We start from the raw sequence: 17,347 nt of genomic DNA, 5'->3' as shown, positions 1-17,347 counted from the left end.
TCTTTTAACTGCTAGTATAACATAGCATGTCGCCATAATTTTGTGTACTAAAAAAGGAATTTCTTTTTCTAGAAATTCCTAGTTAGATTGATTTTGTTTCTTCATCATCAGATTGCTACTCGGATTGTGCAATGATCTTTTCAGTAAGTTACTTGTGATAGAAACTGGTACAGCATCAGAAGTTATTCCAACAACCACTGCTAAAGCAAAAGTTAAGGCATTAGCCCAATTACCGTGAACTGCTCCATTAATCACCAAAAACAAAGGAACAATAATTGCAGCTAAAGCAATAAAGACTCTAGTTAAATTTTTAGTATCAAAATTAAAGACATGCTTCTTTAATTCCATTTTAGAAATATTTTGAGCTAGTTTTCCAAAAACGGTTCTTTGTCCAGTTGCAAAAACAACGCCAACGCCAGAACCAGAAATAATTGTTGTACCAGCATACAAAATGTTTGAATAGTTTAAATAATTATTTGTCTCTCTTTGACTTAGAGAATTAATCTCACTCTTTTGAATAGGGCTACCCTCATTTGTAAAGAAAGTAGCTGAACAAGTAATGTTGTTACTCTTCAAAAGTCTCACATCAGCTGGAACTACTTCACCAGCTTGAAGCAAAATAATGTCTCCGTTAACTAAATCCTTAGTTGCTAATTCTTGTGGCATACAATCGCGCATAACTTTTGTAGTAGGAGATATACTATGAAGAAGATTTTGAATTGCTGTTCTAATCTTAATGTTTTGAACAAAACTTAAAATTCCTGAAATAACTAAAACTAAGATGATCAAAAGTGCAGTATTTAAACTATGTTGCTTGCTTATATTTAAGCCATAATTAATTAAAATAGATAAAACAGCCAAACACAAAAGCACAATTGTAAATGGAGTCATAAAGGCTTCGCATAAAAATTGTAACCTTGTGTTTTTTTGTTTACTTGCAATTTCATTAGGGCCATTTTTTTCTAAGCGTTGCCTCGCATCTTTACTTGGTAGGCCACTAATTGAGGTTTTTAATCGTTGCAGCGTTGCAAACTTATCTTCGCGTGCAATCCGGCGCACCAGCTTGGTGTCTGTAGTATGTCTTGTGCCGGAAGTGTTGATTTTTAACATTTTCAACATCCTTTCTTAAGAACCTAGCAAACAAACAAAAAAGGCCGATGCAAAAACTGCATCGGCTCAAATCCAAGCGATTTTTATACTCGTCGTTCAGTTTTAACACTACGTGACGTAAGGTTATTAAATATAACTAGCTGGCTGGGGAGGGCCTTATATCGACGATCCCTGTTTGACCCGTTGGCATCTCTGGATGTTGCTGGGCGACAGCATGTGTTCACGTAGGAGTCTCACCTAACAGTTTATTTGCTCTAAATATTTAATTTCTATTGATACTTTAACGGCTAACTAACAATTAGTCAAGTCCTATCTCGTTTTGCGAACGCTTTTAAAGAGGACTAACCCAAAACTAATTAAAGCAGCAATTACTAAGCCCCAAACCAAATTTATGCTTTGCGGATGGTCTATTTTTTGTAGCTCATCTTGCGTTAGCGAATTTTTATCATATGACAGCTTGTCTTTTTGCGCAACTAAAGTAGCACACGCATTAAAGACTAAGCGAATACCAGAATTAAAGGTTTCTGGCTTACTACTTCTCAATTTATTGCCTGCATAGCGAATAATATTGCTACATTTACTTTGGGACAAAACATTTTGATAGTTTTGACCAACAATAATTTGGACATTTTTCTTTTTGTCTTGCAATGCAGCTGCAATGATTATTTGATTTTTCAGAGGCCTAATTCGATTTAAATCGCTACTCTTTTTTAAACTTAGAAGACGAATTTCTGGTTTAGTTTTAGTTTCTTGATAACTCTTATTTTTTTGATTAACCAATTCTTTAGTTTGATTATCAAATAGGCCTTGTGGATCGCTAACAAATGAACTTGTACTAGCTGTTAACATTAATAAACTAGCCAACAATGAAAATACTGCAATAAACTTATTTTTCATTATCAGCCTTCTCTAATCTATCTGCTAAGCTCTGAACATATTTATGATCAAGCGTTACTTGTTCAATTGCTACGCCCTTTTCACGCAATAGTTTCAAGGCTAAAGGATTGTCATGATAATCGTAATAATAGTTTATCTTTTTAATACCAGCCTGTACTAAACACTTGCTGCAATTAAAGCAAGGAAAATAAGTAACGTAAATTTCAGTACCTTCAGTCGAAATACCATTTTTAGCACATTGAATTAGAGCATTCATTTCAGAATGAATTGTTCTAACGCAGTGTCCATCAACCATCAAGTGACCAACGTCATCGCAGTGAGGCTGGCCCGAAACGCTACCATTATAGCCAGTCGCAATCATGCGATCATCCTTAACTAAGACACTACCCACTAGGGCACGATCACAGGTAGAACGTTGTGCAATAACCAAGGCCTGCATCATAAAATATTGCTTCCACGGAATCCTGTCTCTTGTCATTATCCTTACCTTCTTTAAATTATTTATTCAATCTATCAAAATAATTTAAACCAATTGCTTCTCTAACTTCTTGTAAAGTTTGGTTGGCAACTTCATTAGCCTTCTTTGATCCTTCTAAGAGCATTTCGTAGACTGCATCTGGATCTTGGGCAAATTTTTCACGTCGTTCTCTAATTGGTCCAAGTTCTTCTTCAAGTACCTTGTTTAAGTAGCGTTTGATCTTAACGTCACCTAAGCCGCCCTTTTGGTATTGTGCCTTAAGTTCAGCAACCTTATCCTTGTCTGGTGCAAAGACATCAAGATAGGTAAATACAGTATTGCCTTCAACTTGACCCGGATCTTCTACGTGAATGTGATTTGGATCAGTATACATTGACATAACTTTCTTTTGAACTGTTTTTGCATCATCAGACAAATAGATCGCATTTCCTAATGACTTGGACATCTTCGCATTTCCATCTAAGCCGGGGAGTCTTCCTTGACCTTTTGGTGGGAAGTAGCCCTTTGGCTCAACTAAGATATCAGTGTCATAAACTCTATTAAAAGTACGGACGATTTCACGAGTTTGTTCAAGCATTGGTTCTTGGTCGTCCCCAACTGGAACTACAGTTGCCTTGAAAGCAGTGATATCTGCTGCTTGAGAAACTGGATAATTTAAAAATCCAACTGGAATTGAATCCTTAAAATTCTTCTGCTTAATTTCAGTCTTAACAGTTGGGTTTCTCTCTAGACGGGCAACTGTTACTAAATCCATGTAGTATGCAGTTAACTCAAAAAGAGCAGGAATTTGCGATTGAACATAAATAGTAGATTTTTCAGGATCTAGTCCAACAGCTAAGTAATCTAAAGCAACTTGAATCAAACTATTTTTAATTTTTTCAGGATCTCTTGCGTTATCAGTTAGCGCTTGAGTATCAGCAATCATAATATATGGTTCGTATTTACCTTCATTTTGCAACTTAACCCGGTTTTTTAAAGAACCGATATAGTGACCAATGTGAAGCTTACCAGTTGGTCTGTCCCCAGTTAATAAAATTTCTTTTGTCATAATTTTCTCCAATATTTGTTAATCTTTAACTTTACTTCCAATTCTAGCAAAAATCCTTATTTGTTTAAACTTACTTAAAAGTTGCTAAAATTAACTTACAAGAACAATCAATAATCATAACAGAAAGGAGAAATCAATTATGTGCAGTCACTATGAAATGCCTTCTCTTAAGGAGATAAAAACTTACTTAATTAGTGACTTGAAACTGCCATTAGTAGTTCCTAAAAATATTGAAGATAAATTTTCTAATGTTAGTCAAATTTATCCTAAATCTTCATCTCTAGTCATGCTGTATAGCGAAGATGAATTAAAACTGGTCGAAAAGAAATGGGGCTATCCAAGTCCTTTTCAAAAAAATCGCGTCATCTATAATGCACGCGTAGAAAGATTTTATGAAGAAAAACCATCAATGTGGGACGCATCCTTTGCTCGGCAGCGCTGCATTATTCTAGCCAATGAATTCTGGGAAAGCAGCAAGCAAACCTATCTAGCATCAAACAATAAAACTTATCATGAACATTCATCTTTTACAGCTAAAGATGAACCAATGGCCTTAATTGCCGGTATCTATCAAGGCGATGACTTTTCAATGGTAACAACTACTTCTAATAGCACTGTACTTCCTGTTCATGAACGGATGCCACTTGTTCTAAAGCCATCTGAATTGCGCCGCTGGCTATTTCAAAATTTCACTTCTCTGCTTGATCGCTCAGAATATAATTTAGATCGACACCAGTTGCCACATCGTTAGCAAAAATGATATAATCATTTTGCTTATGCGGGTATAGTTTAATGGTAAAATGTCAGCTTCCCAAGCTGAAGATGCGGGTTCGATTCACGCTATCCGCTTATAACTAAAAAAGGAGGAACTTTTTTGTTCCTCCTTTTTGTTATGCCAAGATAACCATAAAAATTCCATTTAAAATTGCTAGGTAAATCGGCATCATTATTCGCTGTGAATATAGATACGACCAAGCAAGAAGCATCCCGTAAAGACTGTTAATAATAAACAAGGTAAATGATGTTTGAAAATTGAGAATTCCGAAGAAAAAGCCTGAGCAAATTATCCCAACTATTCCGCTAGTCATATTTTGGGCTCTAAAACCATAATTAAAGAAAAAACCGGTAGTTAAATACACTTGCATTGCCGGTATCAATATTCCGATTGAAAAAATATAAAACCAAAATAAGAGATTGCACTCACCCTTTTGATAAATTACTTGAAAATTCATCAACGGAACTGTTCCCTTAGCCTGCAAATATGAAATGAAAATTCTTCCTAGAATCACTAAGATCGAAACTCCCACAATAAATCCGTAATCTGCTAAAAGTGGCATACTTGGCTTTTTTTCAAAAAAACGCTGTTCGCGATTAAATTGTCTGATATAGAAATATAAGGTAAAAAGCGCAAAGATCAGAAAGAAAAAGTATCCAATCTTATTTACTCGGTCACTCAATAATGTTAATTTCTTTACTCCAATTACTATTAAATAAAGAACCAAATAAACAGCATATCTAGTTAAATTTCCCTGCCTTGATGATGGCGTATTCATGGCTTCTTCCCCTTTATATCAATTGCATTTATTATAACAAAGCACTTAACGTTATTTATAGTTCATTAAAAATATATACTTATTGACAACGCTTTCATTTATAATTAGCATGAAAGTGAAGAAAAACAAGAGAGGAAACATTTATTATGAACTTAATTGCAATTGATATTGGCGGTACAACAATCAAGATCGCTACTTGGATAAACCAAAAACTAAAAATGGTCTTTACGATTGATACACCTGATAATTTAGATAATTTCTATGAAGAATTAACTGATGCTGTAAACGAAATCAAAGCAAAAAATAAGATTGATGGAGTTGCCATCTCATCTCCTGGGGCTGTTAATAAAAAGACTGGAGTAATCGAAGGCGCCAGTGCCCTTCCTTATATCCATAACTTTAAAATTGTACCTGAGTTAGAAAAGAAATTTGGCTTGCCAGTAAGTATTGAAAATGATGCAAATTGTGCCGCTCTAGCTGAACTTGTTGACGGATCTGCTAAAGGGTGCAGCAGCATGGCCTTCTTAGTTATTGGAACCGGAGTTGGCGGTAGTATCATCATTAATAACCAGATTTGGCACGGTGCTCATCTTTATGGCGGGGAATTTGGCTTTATGATTATTGATGGTCAACAACTTAGCGCCTTAGCCTCCCCAGTTTCAATGGCTAAACGTTACAATGAAAAAACTGGTAAAGATTTTGATGGTAAGACAGTATTTGAACTTGCTGACACTGACGACTTAGTTGCACAAGAAGAACGTGGCAAATTAATTCATGCTCTTGCTACCGCAATTTATAATATTCAACACAGCTTTGATCCAGAAAAAATTATCATTGGCGGCGGAATTTCTCAAAATCCAGAATTAGTTCCACTTCTTAGCGATGCCGTAGATAAGATACGAAATAATTTAGGAATTGCGACAATTAAACCTAATTTAGATATCTGCACATTAAAAAATGAAGCAAATTTGCGTGGAGCTGTTGCAGATTTTGAAAAAGAGCATTAAATTTTATATAGACACTTTTTTATTATTAAATAAATGTGTTTGAAAGCATCACAAAAAGGACTGAGAATACGCTCTCAGTCCTTTTTTGTTATCTAATTTAAGAAAAGTATATATTTTTAAATGAAAGTGCTTTACTTTTGCTGAAAATAAGTTTATATTTATATATGTAAAACATGAAAGCGATTGCAAAGAGGGAATATTATGAATAAGAAAAAAATGCCTAAAGACTTCTTCTGGGGCAATTCAGTTTCAAGTATGCAAACTGAAGGTGCCTGGAATGAAGATGGTAAAGGCTTATCAGTTTATGATGTACGACCTGCTACTGAAAACACAACAGATTGGCACACCGCAATTGATGAGTATCATCGCTACGAAGAAGATTTAGACCTAATGAAAGAAATGAATATGAATATGTATCGTATTCAAATTTCTTGGTCTCGAGTTTGTCCTGAAGGAGACGGGGAATTTAATCCCAAAGGAATTGAGTTTTATGACAAACTAGTTGACGCCATGCTTAAACGTGGTATTGAACCAATGATTTGTCTTTATCACTTCGACATGCCACTACATTTAGCTAAAGAATATAACGGCTTTATGTCAAGACATGTTGTCGATGCCTTTGTCAGATTTGGTAAAAAGATGATTGATCATTTTTCAGATCGTGTTAAATACTGGATTGTTTTTAATGAGCATAATCTCTACTTCCAAGATGAAGTATTTAATATTTCTGGCTATGAAAAAGGCGATAAATCTTTAGACGATATGTACACAATCTTTCACCATACAATGATTAGCCACATTCGTTTAGCTAATTATATTCATGAAAAATATGATGATGTAAAAATTGGCGGCATGCTAGCTTACCAACAAATTTATCCAGAAACTTCAAAGGCTACTGACGTTTGGGCTGCTAAGCAAGTTCAAGAATTTTTGAACTTTAATATTTATGATGCAGATACTGGACGTGGTTACTCGCCAGAAGTTATGCAGTATGCAAAAGATCATCATATTAACTGGGATATTACTGATGAAGACAAAGAAGAAATGAAAAAAGCAAAAGCTGACTTCCTAGCTTTCAGTTATTACTCTTCTTGGACTCTCTCCGCCGATAAAATTCCAAAAGATGCAGCACCTAACCGTTACATGAATTATGGCGGTGTTGAAAACAAATATCTCAAGACTAATGATTGGGGCTGGACGATTGATCCACTTGGTTTTAGAAACGCCATTACGACAATGTACAACCATTACAAGATCCCAGTTTTCCCAATTGAAAACGGAATCGGCTTAAAAGAAACTTGGGACGGTGAGCATATGATCGAAGATGATGAGAGAATTGCTTACCATGAAGAACATATCAAAGCAATGAAAGATGCAATGTTCTTAGATGGTGCCAAAGTTCTTGGCTACCTTGGCTGGGGATTAATTGACATTCCAAGTTCACACGCCGATATGGAAAAGCGTTATGGTGCTGTTTACGTTAACCGTTCAAATCACGATTTAAAAGATCTAAAGCGTATCCCAAAGAAATCATTTTATTGGTTCCAAAAAGTTTTAAAGAATAATGGAGACGAATTATAATGAATGATCAAAAACAATCGGGCTTTAGTGTGTTTGTTAACAAACATATCTTGCCCCCAGTAATGAAATTTGTTAACACAAAAGCAATTCAAGCCTTACAAAATGGTATGATTTATACTTTACCATTTATCCTTATCGGATCTATCTTCCTAATTTTAGGAAATATTCCTATTCCAGCTGTAGCTAATGCAATTAATGCTTCCGGTTGGGGGGCTTTCTTTAACCAAGCCTATACAACAACTTTTAACGTCATGGCTCTATGGGCATCAGTTGGTATTGCTTATATTTATGTCAAAAATGAAGGATACGAACCATTAGCACCAGGTTTAACTTCATGCGCTGCGTTCTTAATGCTTCAAACTTTAACTATTGATAGTCCATTGAAGAACGCTATGGCTAATGGTATTGATGGCGGAATGAGCGCTAAAGCTGTAACTGAAAATATTGATAAGTTACCACATGCTTTACAGACATTCCTAGAATCTCCAGTTGCAGGTGTATTTAACATTACTTGGCTAGGTGGAGACGGAATGATCGCCGCAATTATCATTGGGTTATTAGTTGGCTGGATTTATTCAGCAATTATGAGAAAAGGTTGGACTATTAAGTTACCTGAACAAGTCCCGGCAGCTGTTTCTAACCAATTTACTGCTATGATTCCCTCAGGAATTATTTTAATGGGCTCAATGCTTATTTACGCAGGCTTCAAATTAACTACTGGCTCAGACTTCTTGCAATGGACTTATAAAACTCTTCAAATTCCACTTCAAGGCATTTCTGACTCACTTGGTGGTGCCATTGCAATTGGATTCTTAGTACCATTCTTCTGGTTCTTTGGTGTTCACGGTGGTTTAATCGTTGGTTCTCTTGCTGGTCCTATGCTTCAAGCAAACTCATTTGATAACGCACAATTATTTAAGGCTGGTAAATTAACTATTGCTAATGGTGCACACGTTGTTACTAACGAATTCTACAACAACTTTATTAACTTAACTGGTTCAGGTATTACCATTGGTTTAATTATCTTTATCTTAATTGCTGCTAAATCAGCACAATTACGTTCAATTGGTAAAGTTGAATTAGTTCCTGGTATCTTTAACATTAACGAACCATTCCTATTTGGTTTACCTATTGTTATGAACCCATTCTTAGCAATTCCATTCTTCTTAACTCCAGTTGTAGTCGCAATTTCAACTTACTTTGTAATTAAAACCGGTATTGTTCCCCCTCTTAACGGTTTTGCTTGTCCATGGACAATGCCTGCTGTTATCTCAGGTTTCCTAATTGGTGGCTGGAAGATGGCAATTTGGCAAGCATGTACTTTGGTGATTTCAACTTTAATCTACTGGCCATTTGCTAAGAAGTATGACAACATCCTTGTTAAACGTGAAAATGCAGCTCTTAAGAAAGACGAAGCTGAAGGTAAATAATTTTTTCAGTTATTAATTAACACTTATCATTAAAATAGTGCTATAATGTAAATGCTTTCAATGATGAAAGTGCATACATTTAATTTATAGATCAACACTCAAACACTGAAAAACACTTAATTGTATTTACAAAGGAGATAATTATTATGGCAGACAAAACTATTATGCTTGCTTGTTCAGCAGGTATGTCAACTTCATTATTAGTATCAAAGATGCAAAACGCAGCTAAAGAAAAAGGTAAGGATTACAAAATCTTTGCTACTGCAGCATCAGGTATTCAAGATGAAATTGATAAGGAACACCCAGATGTATTGATGCTTGGACCTCAAGTTCAATACATGGAAGACAGTGTTAAGAAGATTACTGATGCAGCAGGCATCCCATTAGCAGTTATCAACATGCAAGACTACGGTATGATGAATGGTGAACATGTTCTTGAAACTGCTCAAGAATTAATGGGCGACAAATAGTCAAAATGAATGACGAAGTAAAAATTGTTAATGAATTCGATCGCGATGGACATCACTTTAAAATTGGAGTTAGTGCAGATGGGCAAGTTTCTATCTATGTAGATAATGAAACTAAAGCCCATCATGGCTATCATTTCCCAGGTGTGATTCAGGTTCCTAAGGGTCTTGAACTAGATGGAAAAATGATGTTGCAACTACCAATTGATTGCGATGCCGCAATTGATCAAGGAATTCAAGAATTAAAACAAAAATAATTTATGGGAGATGCTTGCTGACATAGTAAAATAAAATATTGTCAGGAGCATCTTTTATTTTAAAAATACTATCTAGGAGAATTAAATTATGGCACAAGAAAATAGCGATAACATGCAAGTTGTAATGGGAATTATTATGCAAGCAGGTAATGCAAAAGCTGCTGCTATGCAAGCAATTCAAGCTGCTAAAAAAGGCGATTTTGACAAGGCTGACGAATTTATTAAACAAGCAAATGAAGGCTTAGTAAATGCTCACAATGTTCAAACTGATATGCTAACTCAAGAAGCACAAGGTAACCACGTAAAAGTTGACCTTTACATGGTTCACGCTCAAGACCACTTAATGACAGCTATTACTTTTATTGATTTAGCTAAAGAAGTAGTAGCTGTTTACAAAAAAATGGCTGAAAAATAATGGCTGCGGAAGCAAAATACTTAAAAGTTGCTCGAATTCTACAAAAAAGAATTGAAGATGGAGTCTACAAAACTCAGGCTCCCCTTCCTGACCAAAAAACACTTGCAGACGAATTACACGTAAGCCGTTTGACTGTAAAAAAAGCCTTAGATGGACTACAAAGAAAAGGCCTTGTTTATAAAGAATCAGGGTTAGGTACTTTTGTATTAGGGCCAGTCCCAATTCAAGATAAATTTGATTCACCAGCTAATGCCTTTAGTGGCTTAGCTAACTTACTTGGATCAGATGAAGTTACCAGCGACATTATTGAGTTCAATGTTGAATTTCCTAATGAAGATGTTCAACATTACTTAAAATTAAAGTCTAGTGATCCTGTTTATAATATTCGTCGCTTAAGACGACTTGAAGGAAAGCCACTGATTCTAGAACATACCTTTATGCCTGTCAACTTAGTTCCTAACTTAAACGAAGTTATCTTACACAATTCAATCTATAATTATCTTCACCAAAACTTAAAACTTAAATTTGGCGTTGCATATCGTAAGATTAAGGCTACTAAGGCAGATGATTGGGATCAAAAATACCTTGATGCTAAAAAAGATGACCCAATTTTAGAGCTTGAACAAATCGTATGGTTAAACAATGGTCAACCAGTTGAATATTCAACCAGTCGCAATCGCTACGATGAACGAAATTACGTCGTTTTAGAAACAAACAGCTTTTAAGTAAAAGTTCTAGAGCAATTCTAGAACTTTTTTTATAAATTTAAACAGATAAAGAAAGGAAAAATAATGACTAAAACCTACTCAATGCCAAAGGATTTTTACTGGGGTGGCGCTAGTGCCGCTAACCAATATGAAGGCGGTTATGATGAAGGTGGCAAGGGATTAAACGCCATTGATGTCTTAACTAATGGCTCTGCTACTGAGCCAAGAAAAGTTACCTGGAAAATGCCAGATGGTAAAACTGGTACTACTGCTATGGCTTGGGGTAACGAGTTCAAATTACCTGAGGGCGCAAAGCCAGCTCTTTTAGATGATTACTACTACCCTAGTCATGAAGGAACAGATTTCTATCATCATTACAAAGAAGATATTAAATATATGGCCGACATGGGCTTTAATATGTTCCGTTTATCTCTAAATTGGTCACGCATTTTACCAAATGGAGACGATGAAGAACCGAATGAAGAAGGATTAGACTTCTACGATAAGGTTTTTGATGAATGTGCTAAGTATGGCATCGAACCACTTGTTACCCTTTCACACTATGAGACTCCTCTATCTTTAGTCAATCGTTTTGGTGGCTGGAAAGATAGGAAAATGATCGATATTTTCGTTCACTACGCAGATATCGTCATGAACCACTATAAAGGTAAGGTTAAGTACTGGCTTACTTTTAATGAAATTAATGCCATGGATATGGCTCCTTATATGGGTGGGGGCTTAATTGATGGAAGTGAGCAAAACCGTGCTCAAGGAGCTCACAATCAATTTGTAGCTAGCAGCAAGGTTGTTAAACTCGCTCATGAGATTGATAAAAACAACCAAGTTGGTCAAATGCTTGCCTACTCTGCTTACTATCCATATACATCAGACCCTGCAGATCAGCTTTTAGTCATGAAAGCTAAACAAGAAATGCTTTTCTATTCTGACGTTCAAACTGGTGGACGTTATCCTGAATATCGCTTAAAACAATATGAACGAGATGGCATTAAACTAGAAGATACTCCAGAAGACTACGAATTAATTAAAAAATATCCAGCAGATTTCTTAAGTTTTTCTTGCTACACATCTAATGTCTTAACAACTCATGAAGCTGATGCTAAAGCAAACGGTAATATGTCAGCAGGTGGCGTTAAAAATCCTTACCTTGACTATAACGCCTGGGGCTGGGCAACAGACCCTGATGTCTTAAGAATTGCCTTAAATGACCTTTGGGACAGATACCACAAGCCATTGTTTATTGTTGAAAACGGTCTTGGTTGGGGCGATGAATTGACTGAAGATTACAAGATTCACGATGATTATCGCATTAACTACCTTCGTGCTCAAATTAAATCAATGGAAGAAGCAGTTAACGAAGATGGGATTCCATTAATGGGCTACACAATGTGGTCAGCAATCGATCTAGTTTCAAACGGAACTGGTGAAATGAAGAAGCGCTACGGATTTGTTTATGTAGACCGCGATGATAAAGGTAATGGCTCACTTAAGAGATATCCTAAGGACTCATTTGACTGGTACAAGAAAGTCATTGCCTCCCATGGTAAAGATTTAGACTAAAAAGAAAATAGAACCTAGCACTTTCTAGGCTCTATTTTTTTACAAAACAACTATAGAAAGATGAATAAAATGATTACAATAACAGATCAAGCTAGTTTTAAAGCAAAGGACTTCTTTAATTATCTCGATATGCAACTTACTCAGGCCATTAAAAAGGCTCGTGGAAATGACTTACCTATTAAAATTGCTGCAGGAACCAGCTATCAGCAACGTAATGTAAAAGCAGACATTACTGAATATGAATTTGGTAAGAAATACGTCTCAGTTTTTAAATCTCCTAAACTAGACGTTAAGATTGCTTACTATTTAGAAGATAATGATCAAGGCTGCAAAATAACCTTTAACGAAGATGTTTTAAGCTATGACGAAAAGAGACATTCTAATATCGGCACTTGGTTTTACAATTGGCAATTAAAACAAGGTGCTAAAAAGCAACTAAAGCAAATGAAAAGAAATGTATTAGCTTACGCAAAATAAAAAATAGTCCTAGTCTCAACAATTGTAGTGACCCCCGAAATTCGGACACGGATTTCGGGGGTTTTACTATGTCTAAATTAACTAAAAAAGATAAATTGAATATTTATAAAGAATGGACGATTGAAAATAAAAGATCGACATATTTAAGTAAAAAGTATGGAATAGGATCAGTTAGTATTAAGTACTTAGTTTCACTCATTCATAGGCATGGAATAGATATATTAGATAAGCCCTATACTTATTATTCAGCCCAATTTAAGCTAGAAGCTATCAATCGGGTTTTAGTCAATCATGAGACTGCTTACTCTGTATCTTTAGAATTGGGCTTGAAAAGTCAAGGCATGCTTATTAATTGGATTCGCTCTTATAAAGAAAACGGGTATAATGTCGTTATTAAGAGGAAGGGACGACGAACCTGTGAACAAAGAACTAGAGAAATTGAAGAAAGAAAACGAAGAATTGCGTCGCCAGAATTTAAAGCTTACTGTCGAGAACGCATTTATAAAAAAATTGGATGCCTTGGTTCAAAAGAGAAAAAACCAACCAAAACAGAAATAGCACAAGCTGTTAGAGAATTAAGGCTAGAACTTGGGTTGGGTGTTAAAACTATCTTGTCGATTTTAAATGATCCGAATAATGCTTTACCTAGCTTATCCAGAAGCAATTATTACGATATTTTAAAGCGCGAAGATCAAGATGAGATAAAGCACCACGGTCTAATTAAACGAATTAAAGAAATATTCTTTGAACTTAAAGCTAGATACACTGCTCCAGGTTATCGAACAATAACTGATCACTTACATAGTGAAGGCTTTATAATCAATCGAAAAACAGTCTATCGTTTAATGCGTAAACTTAATTTGATTGGATATCGTATGAAACGTAGAAGACGCTACAACAGCTTTGAGGGTGAAATTGAAGGAAGAATTAAACCTAACTTAATTAAACGCAACTTCTTTGCCGTTAGGCCAAATATGAAATGGTACACAGATATTACTGAATTCAACTTAAGAGGACAAAAGCTTTATCTATCGCCTATTATCGATGGCTGTGGGAGAGATATTGTCGCTTATAATATCTCTCGTAGTCCCAACTTACAGCAGGTAATGACTATGCTTGATGATGCATTTAAAGCTAATGGTTCATTGAATGGATTAGTATTTCATTCAGATCGTGGCTGGCAATATCAACATAAGACTTATCAATATGAACTTGCAAGACGTGGCATTGAACAAAGCATGTCTAGGAAAGGCTGTTCTCCAGACGATGGGCTTATGGAAGGCTTCTTTGGCATACTTAAAAGAGAGATGTTTTATGGCAAAGAATCAAACTATGCCAATCTGAATGAATTGGAACAATCGATTAAAGATTATATTCATTTCTATAATTACGAAAGGACAAAGAGTAAACTAAAAGGACTGACTCCGATTCAATATCGAAATCAATCCTTAGTTGCATAATATTAATAAAGTGTCCAATTTTTGTGGGTCACTACAAATTGAGATTAGGGCTATTTTATTAAATAATATCGTCAGAACTTTGATCATAGAACCTAGAATTTTGATAATTATATACCAGCTTAGAACTATCAAACGCAGTTCCATTTGCTAGATAAAAAGTATCATAAACTTCTAAGCAGGGATCTCCCTCTTTTAATTCAAGATATTTTGCTTCATCAGCAGTCAATTTTCTAACACGCATATACTTGTCAGAAAATCGAATCTCTTTCTTTAATCCCTCTCTTATATAGTCAAAAATTGATCCTTCTGCAATTTCTTTACTCATGAAGGGAATTAGACTCTTACGATAATAAGACTCTTCTAAGACAAAAGGCTTCCCCTCTTGCCTGCGCAATCTTTTAATAAAGTAGCATACTTCATCAGAATGAAGATAGTCACTTAAAGGCTTGGGAGCTCTCTTTTCAGAAAACTCAATTACTTCTGTAGTGGGGTCTTTTAATACATGGGCAAAACCAGCATTATCAGTTAGTGACATATAGCCATCTCGTCCAGTAGGACGGACGAAAACTCCTGAACCTTGGACTTTATAAACAAGTCCGCGCTGAGTAAGTAATGTAATTGCCTGCAAAATAGTTGATTTTCCAACTTGATATTCTTTCATCAAATCAGTAATTGTTGGCAATTTATCACCATGATGAAGTTGCTTCTCAGTAATATAATTTTTTATTTTATCTGCAACTAATTCATATTTCTTCATTATTGTGTCCTTAAATAAAAAATCCTCATAGTTATATTTTAAACTACGAGGATTTTAAAAATCTATACTTTTAATTAAGCTTTTGTAGCACCTGCTTGTTCTTTCTTAAGCAATTCATTGTCGTAATGCTTAATGAATGGATACCAAATTAAGAATGCAATGACAACATTGACTAAGGCTAAAACAGCACCTTGCCAACTAGCAGTGGCCATCATACCACCAAGTCCTACAGGAATAGGCCATGGTTGTTGAACGATAATCTTAGGTACTAAATTAGTCGCAATTGCAGCGTAAGCAGTCATTGAACATACCATTGGAGCAGCTAAGAATGGAATAAATAATTTAATATTATAAACAATTGGCAAACCAAATAGTAAAGGTTCATTAATATTAAATATAGCAGGAACAGCTTCAAGTTTACCAAGTTCTCGTAATTGCTTAGATCTAGAAGCAAAGGCCATCCAAAGTGCCATACCCAAAGTAGCTCCAGAACCTCCCATAACTACGAATGCATTTGAGAATTCACCAGCAAATACGTAGTGAGCACCAGAAGCATTAGCAGCCATATTTGATAAAACGATTGCTTGGTAAAAACTTGAAATAATAGTAGCTCCGTGGATACCAAACCACCATAAGAAGTGAATTAGGAAGAAAATAATCAAAACTCCCCACCAAGTATTAGCAATGTTTGAAACAAATGAGAATGGAATAAATAATAATTGAAAAATATCTGTCCCAAGAATGATTAAAATGACATCAATTACAGCAATAACAATAGCAATAACAAAACCAGGAATTAAAGCAGTAAATGAGTTAGCAACACCTGATGGAACAGATGCTGGCATCTTAATACGCCAATTATGCTTAATACAGAAACGATAAATTTGAACAGTTAACCAAGCAATGATTAAGCCTGTAAAGATACCAGTCGCACCAACTCTAGTTAGTCCTGAGCCTGAAACTCCATAACCACTAGCAACAATATTATCCTTCTTTAAAATATTAACGAAGACAGTGTTGCCACCCTTCCATACTAATTGTGGAACGGTAATGAATAAACCCATTAAAGTTAAGAAAACAGCGTTTAATGGATCAAGCAATAAGTTTTCTTCTTTGCGATAAATATCTGCATAATTATAAGCAAATGATCCAGCAAAGTAAATTGCAATAATACCCATTGTGGCGTTGTAAATAACAGTATAAATATTGTTAAAACGTCCAAATGTATTATTGTAAAAATCTACAAATCCTTTAGCAGTAATAACCTGAGTCAAAACTGTTAGGACCAAAAACATTGATCCAATGATAGAAAAGGCAATAATGGAATAACCAGCACCCATAATTGCACGTACAAAACGTGAACCCGAGAACTTGCCTAGTATCTTCATCATTTTATCTTTAAATGATGGTTGCGCAGTGTCAGACATAGTACATCCCCCTCAATTTGTCCTACTGTCTATTACTTTCAAATGTCTTAATTGCTCGTGCATATTTGTCGCGGCCATTTTGAATGTTGCTAATTCTTCTTAAAATCAAAATAGAACCTAAAATTCCAACAACTAGAATCGTAAAAATTACATTTGCGACATCATTTGTAGCCATAAAAGGAAATAGAATCTTTCCAAATGGTAAATAGCAACCTATAGCAAAGATTACATTTGCACCTAGCTGCAGCTGATAATACAGTTTCGTAAACTTCAAGTCAGTATTTCTAACATTCCATTTGCTTACCTGCTCTACTGAAGCTACTAATAATAAAACAAACAATAATCCCGAAATTATCGAAGCAACAATATCTTTGTAGCAAACTGCAAAAACTAACCAAAATAGATTAGTGAATAAGAACGCCGCAGAAAAATAACGAATCATTAAATAGCGGCTAAAATTTATAGATCTCACACTCATATCATGTTTCTTTTGTTCTAAACTCTGATCTTTTTTAGTCATTATTGTATCTGCCCTTTCAATATTGTTCCTGAACAATTCAGACAACACCTGTATAATACTCTTTAATGAAACCGTTTGCAAGATTAATAACCATTTTCTTACTAAAAAATAAAATTCTATACTTTTAATCTTTACAATTGAGTTTTTAATTTGTAGAATGAACTTCGAAAACGCTTAC

Annotated in this window: 19 protein-coding genes, 1 tRNA gene and 1 riboswitch; of the genes, 12 read left to right on the top strand and 8 right to left on the bottom strand. The window is 35.1% G+C overall.

What is annotated here, in order from left to right:
• Positions 1–78: 78 nt before the first annotated feature.
• From QM512_RS09515 to trpS, 4 genes are all read right to left on the bottom strand, one after another.
• A complete protein-coding gene (locus QM512_RS09515) occupies positions 79–1,110 on the bottom strand; it encodes a P-type ATPase (RefSeq protein ID WP_282805436.1) in 1,032 nt (343 codons plus the stop codon).
• A gap of 80 nt (positions 1,111–1,190) precedes the next feature.
• Positions 1,191–1,362: riboswitch (M-box (ykoK) riboswitch) on the bottom strand.
• A 57-nt stretch (positions 1,363–1,419) separates the two neighbouring features.
• Complete coding sequence (locus tag QM512_RS09510) at positions 1,420–2,007, bottom strand: TPM domain-containing protein (protein WP_282805435.1); 588 nt, start codon at positions 2,005–2,007, stop codon at positions 1,420–1,422.
• Positions 1,997–2,485, bottom strand: coding sequence for a deoxycytidylate deaminase (locus tag QM512_RS09505; RefSeq protein WP_003649538.1), 489 nt, complete (start codon positions 2,483–2,485; stop codon positions 1,997–1,999). Before QM512_RS09505 ends, QM512_RS09510 begins: the two co-directional genes overlap by 11 nt.
• A gap of 19 nt (positions 2,486–2,504) precedes the next feature.
• Positions 2,505–3,533, bottom strand: coding sequence for a tryptophan--tRNA ligase (trpS, locus tag QM512_RS09500; RefSeq protein WP_282805434.1), 1,029 nt, complete (start codon positions 3,531–3,533; stop codon positions 2,505–2,507).
• Positions 3,534–3,672: 139 nt separating this feature from the next.
• On the opposite strand from trpS, the gene QM512_RS09495 reads away from it, so the two are divergent.
• Together QM512_RS09495 and QM512_RS09490 are read left to right on the top strand one after the other, a co-directional pair.
• A complete protein-coding gene (locus tag QM512_RS09495; protein ID WP_282805433.1) occupies positions 3,673–4,284 on the top strand; it encodes an SOS response-associated peptidase family protein in 612 nt (203 codons plus the stop codon).
• A gap of 27 nt (positions 4,285–4,311) precedes the next feature.
• Positions 4,312–4,382: transfer RNA gene (locus QM512_RS09490), tRNA-Gly, on the top strand.
• 41 nt (positions 4,383–4,423) lie between these two features.
• On the opposite strand, the gene QM512_RS09485 is transcribed toward QM512_RS09490, so the two are convergent.
• Positions 4,424–5,086, bottom strand: a complete 663-nt coding sequence (locus tag QM512_RS09485; RefSeq protein ID WP_282805432.1) for a CPBP family intramembrane glutamic endopeptidase — start codon at positions 5,084–5,086, stop codon at positions 4,424–4,426.
• 146 nt (positions 5,087–5,232) lie between these two features.
• On the opposite strand from QM512_RS09485, the gene QM512_RS09480 reads away from it, so the two are divergent.
• The 10 genes from QM512_RS09480 to QM512_RS09435 all read left to right on the top strand — a co-directional run bounded on the left by QM512_RS09480 (position 5,233) and on the right by QM512_RS09435 (position 14,465).
• Entirely contained in the window at positions 5,233–6,093 is an 861-nt protein-coding gene (locus tag QM512_RS09480; RefSeq protein WP_282805431.1) for an ROK family protein, read from the top strand.
• Positions 6,094–6,294: 201 nt separating this feature from the next.
• Positions 6,295–7,674 carry a glycoside hydrolase family 1 protein gene (locus QM512_RS09475; RefSeq protein ID WP_282805430.1) on the top strand — a complete coding sequence of 460 codons (1,380 nt, stop codon included), beginning with the start codon at positions 6,295–6,297 and terminating at the stop codon, positions 7,672–7,674.
• Entirely contained in the window at positions 7,674–9,104 is a 1,431-nt protein-coding gene (locus QM512_RS09470; RefSeq protein WP_282805429.1) for a PTS sugar transporter subunit IIC, read from the top strand. The genes QM512_RS09475 and QM512_RS09470 overlap by 1 nt, the downstream gene beginning before the upstream one ends.
• 146 nt (positions 9,105–9,250) lie before the next feature.
• A complete protein-coding gene (locus QM512_RS09465) occupies positions 9,251–9,574 on the top strand; it encodes a PTS sugar transporter subunit IIB (protein WP_282805428.1) in 324 nt (107 codons plus the stop codon).
• Between the two features lie 5 nt (positions 9,575–9,579).
• Complete coding sequence (locus QM512_RS09460; protein WP_210145117.1) at positions 9,580–9,828, top strand: hypothetical protein; 249 nt, start codon at positions 9,580–9,582, stop codon at positions 9,826–9,828.
• A gap of 88 nt (positions 9,829–9,916) precedes the next feature.
• Positions 9,917–10,243: a PTS lactose/cellobiose transporter subunit IIA gene (locus tag QM512_RS09455; protein ID WP_003647909.1), complete on the top strand. Its 327-nt coding sequence runs from the start codon at positions 9,917–9,919 to the stop codon at positions 10,241–10,243.
• Positions 10,243–10,968 carry a GntR family transcriptional regulator gene (locus tag QM512_RS09450; protein WP_282805427.1) on the top strand — a complete coding sequence of 242 codons (726 nt, stop codon included), beginning with the start codon at positions 10,243–10,245 and terminating at the stop codon, positions 10,966–10,968. The genes QM512_RS09455 and QM512_RS09450 overlap by 1 nt, the downstream gene beginning before the upstream one ends.
• Before the next feature lie 66 nt (positions 10,969–11,034).
• Positions 11,035–12,528 (top strand): glycoside hydrolase family 1 protein, encoded by a 1,494-nt coding sequence (locus tag QM512_RS09445; RefSeq protein WP_282805426.1) that lies wholly within the window; start codon positions 11,035–11,037, stop codon positions 12,526–12,528.
• A 69-nt stretch (positions 12,529–12,597) separates the two neighbouring features.
• Positions 12,598–13,005: a DUF3284 domain-containing protein gene (locus QM512_RS09440; RefSeq protein ID WP_282805425.1), complete on the top strand. Its 408-nt coding sequence runs from the start codon at positions 12,598–12,600 to the stop codon at positions 13,003–13,005.
• A 68-nt stretch (positions 13,006–13,073) separates the two neighbouring features.
• Complete coding sequence (locus QM512_RS09435; RefSeq protein ID WP_282804951.1) at positions 13,074–14,465, top strand: IS3 family transposase; 1,392 nt, start codon at positions 13,074–13,076, stop codon at positions 14,463–14,465.
• A 58-nt stretch (positions 14,466–14,523) separates the two neighbouring features.
• Here the strand turns inward: QM512_RS09435 and QM512_RS09430 are convergent, their stop codons facing one another.
• The 3 genes from QM512_RS09430 to QM512_RS09420 all read right to left on the bottom strand — a co-directional run bounded on the left by QM512_RS09430 (position 14,524) and on the right by QM512_RS09420 (position 17,169).
• Positions 14,524–15,222, bottom strand: a complete 699-nt coding sequence (locus tag QM512_RS09430) for a GntR family transcriptional regulator (RefSeq protein ID WP_282805424.1) — start codon at positions 15,220–15,222, stop codon at positions 14,524–14,526.
• A 74-nt stretch (positions 15,223–15,296) separates the two neighbouring features.
• Positions 15,297–16,649 carry a PTS cellobiose transporter subunit IIC gene (gene celB, locus QM512_RS09425; protein ID WP_282805423.1) on the bottom strand — a complete coding sequence of 451 codons (1,353 nt, stop codon included), beginning with the start codon at positions 16,647–16,649 and terminating at the stop codon, positions 15,297–15,299.
• 22 nt (positions 16,650–16,671) lie between these two features.
• On the bottom strand, positions 16,672–17,169 hold the full coding sequence (locus QM512_RS09420; protein WP_282805422.1) for a PTS cellobiose transporter subunit IIA: 498 nt from the start codon (positions 17,167–17,169) through the stop codon (positions 16,672–16,674).
• Positions 17,170–17,347: the final 178 nt, after the last annotated feature.

The organism is Lactobacillus isalae (genome assembly GCF_947539375.1).
Classification (GTDB): Bacteria; Bacillota; Bacilli; order Lactobacillales; family Lactobacillaceae; genus Lactobacillus; species Lactobacillus isalae.
The sequence above is the reverse complement of the archived record's forward strand: the minus strand, read 5'-3'. Positions and strand labels throughout refer to the sequence as shown.

Bases quoted from the DNA above. Each gene is read 5' to 3' on its own strand.
- QM512_RS09435 (WP_282804951.1), top strand. From the start codon at position 13,074: ATGTCTAAATTAACTAAAAAAGATAAATTGAATATTTATAAAGAATGG.
- QM512_RS09440 (WP_282805425.1), top strand. From the start codon at position 12,598: ATGATTACAATAACAGATCAAGCTAGTTTTAAAGCAAAGGACTTCTTT.
- QM512_RS09430 (WP_282805424.1), bottom strand. From the start codon at position 15,222: ATGAAGAAATATGAATTAGTTGCAGATAAAATAAAAAATTATATTACT.
- QM512_RS09475 (WP_282805430.1), top strand. From the start codon at position 6,295: ATGAATAAGAAAAAAATGCCTAAAGACTTCTTCTGGGGCAATTCAGTT.
- QM512_RS09485 (WP_282805432.1), bottom strand. From the start codon at position 5,086: ATGAATACGCCATCATCAAGGCAGGGAAATTTAACTAGATATGCTGTT.
- QM512_RS09455 (WP_003647909.1), top strand. From the start codon at position 9,917: ATGGCACAAGAAAATAGCGATAACATGCAAGTTGTAATGGGAATTATT.
- QM512_RS09495 (WP_282805433.1), top strand. From the start codon at position 3,673: ATGTGCAGTCACTATGAAATGCCTTCTCTTAAGGAGATAAAAACTTAC.
- QM512_RS09465 (WP_282805428.1), top strand. From the start codon at position 9,251: ATGGCAGACAAAACTATTATGCTTGCTTGTTCAGCAGGTATGTCAACT.
- QM512_RS09510 (WP_282805435.1), bottom strand. From the start codon at position 2,007: ATGAAAAATAAGTTTATTGCAGTATTTTCATTGTTGGCTAGTTTATTA.
- QM512_RS09445 (WP_282805426.1), top strand. From the start codon at position 11,035: ATGACTAAAACCTACTCAATGCCAAAGGATTTTTACTGGGGTGGCGCT.
- QM512_RS09460 (WP_210145117.1), top strand. From the start codon at position 9,580: ATGAATGACGAAGTAAAAATTGTTAATGAATTCGATCGCGATGGACAT.
- QM512_RS09515 (WP_282805436.1), bottom strand. From the start codon at position 1,110: ATGTTAAAAATCAACACTTCCGGCACAAGACATACTACAGACACCAAG.
- trpS (WP_282805434.1), bottom strand. From the start codon at position 3,533: ATGACAAAAGAAATTTTATTAACTGGGGACAGACCAACTGGTAAGCTT.
- QM512_RS09505 (WP_003649538.1), bottom strand. From the start codon at position 2,485: ATGACAAGAGACAGGATTCCGTGGAAGCAATATTTTATGATGCAGGCC.
- QM512_RS09470 (WP_282805429.1), top strand. From the start codon at position 7,674: ATGAATGATCAAAAACAATCGGGCTTTAGTGTGTTTGTTAACAAACAT.
- QM512_RS09420 (WP_282805422.1), bottom strand. From the start codon at position 17,169: ATGACTAAAAAAGATCAGAGTTTAGAACAAAAGAAACATGATATGAGT.
- QM512_RS09480 (WP_282805431.1), top strand. From the start codon at position 5,233: ATGAACTTAATTGCAATTGATATTGGCGGTACAACAATCAAGATCGCT.
- QM512_RS09450 (WP_282805427.1), top strand. From the start codon at position 10,243: ATGGCTGCGGAAGCAAAATACTTAAAAGTTGCTCGAATTCTACAAAAA.
- celB (WP_282805423.1), bottom strand. From the start codon at position 16,649: ATGTCTGACACTGCGCAACCATCATTTAAAGATAAAATGATGAAGATA.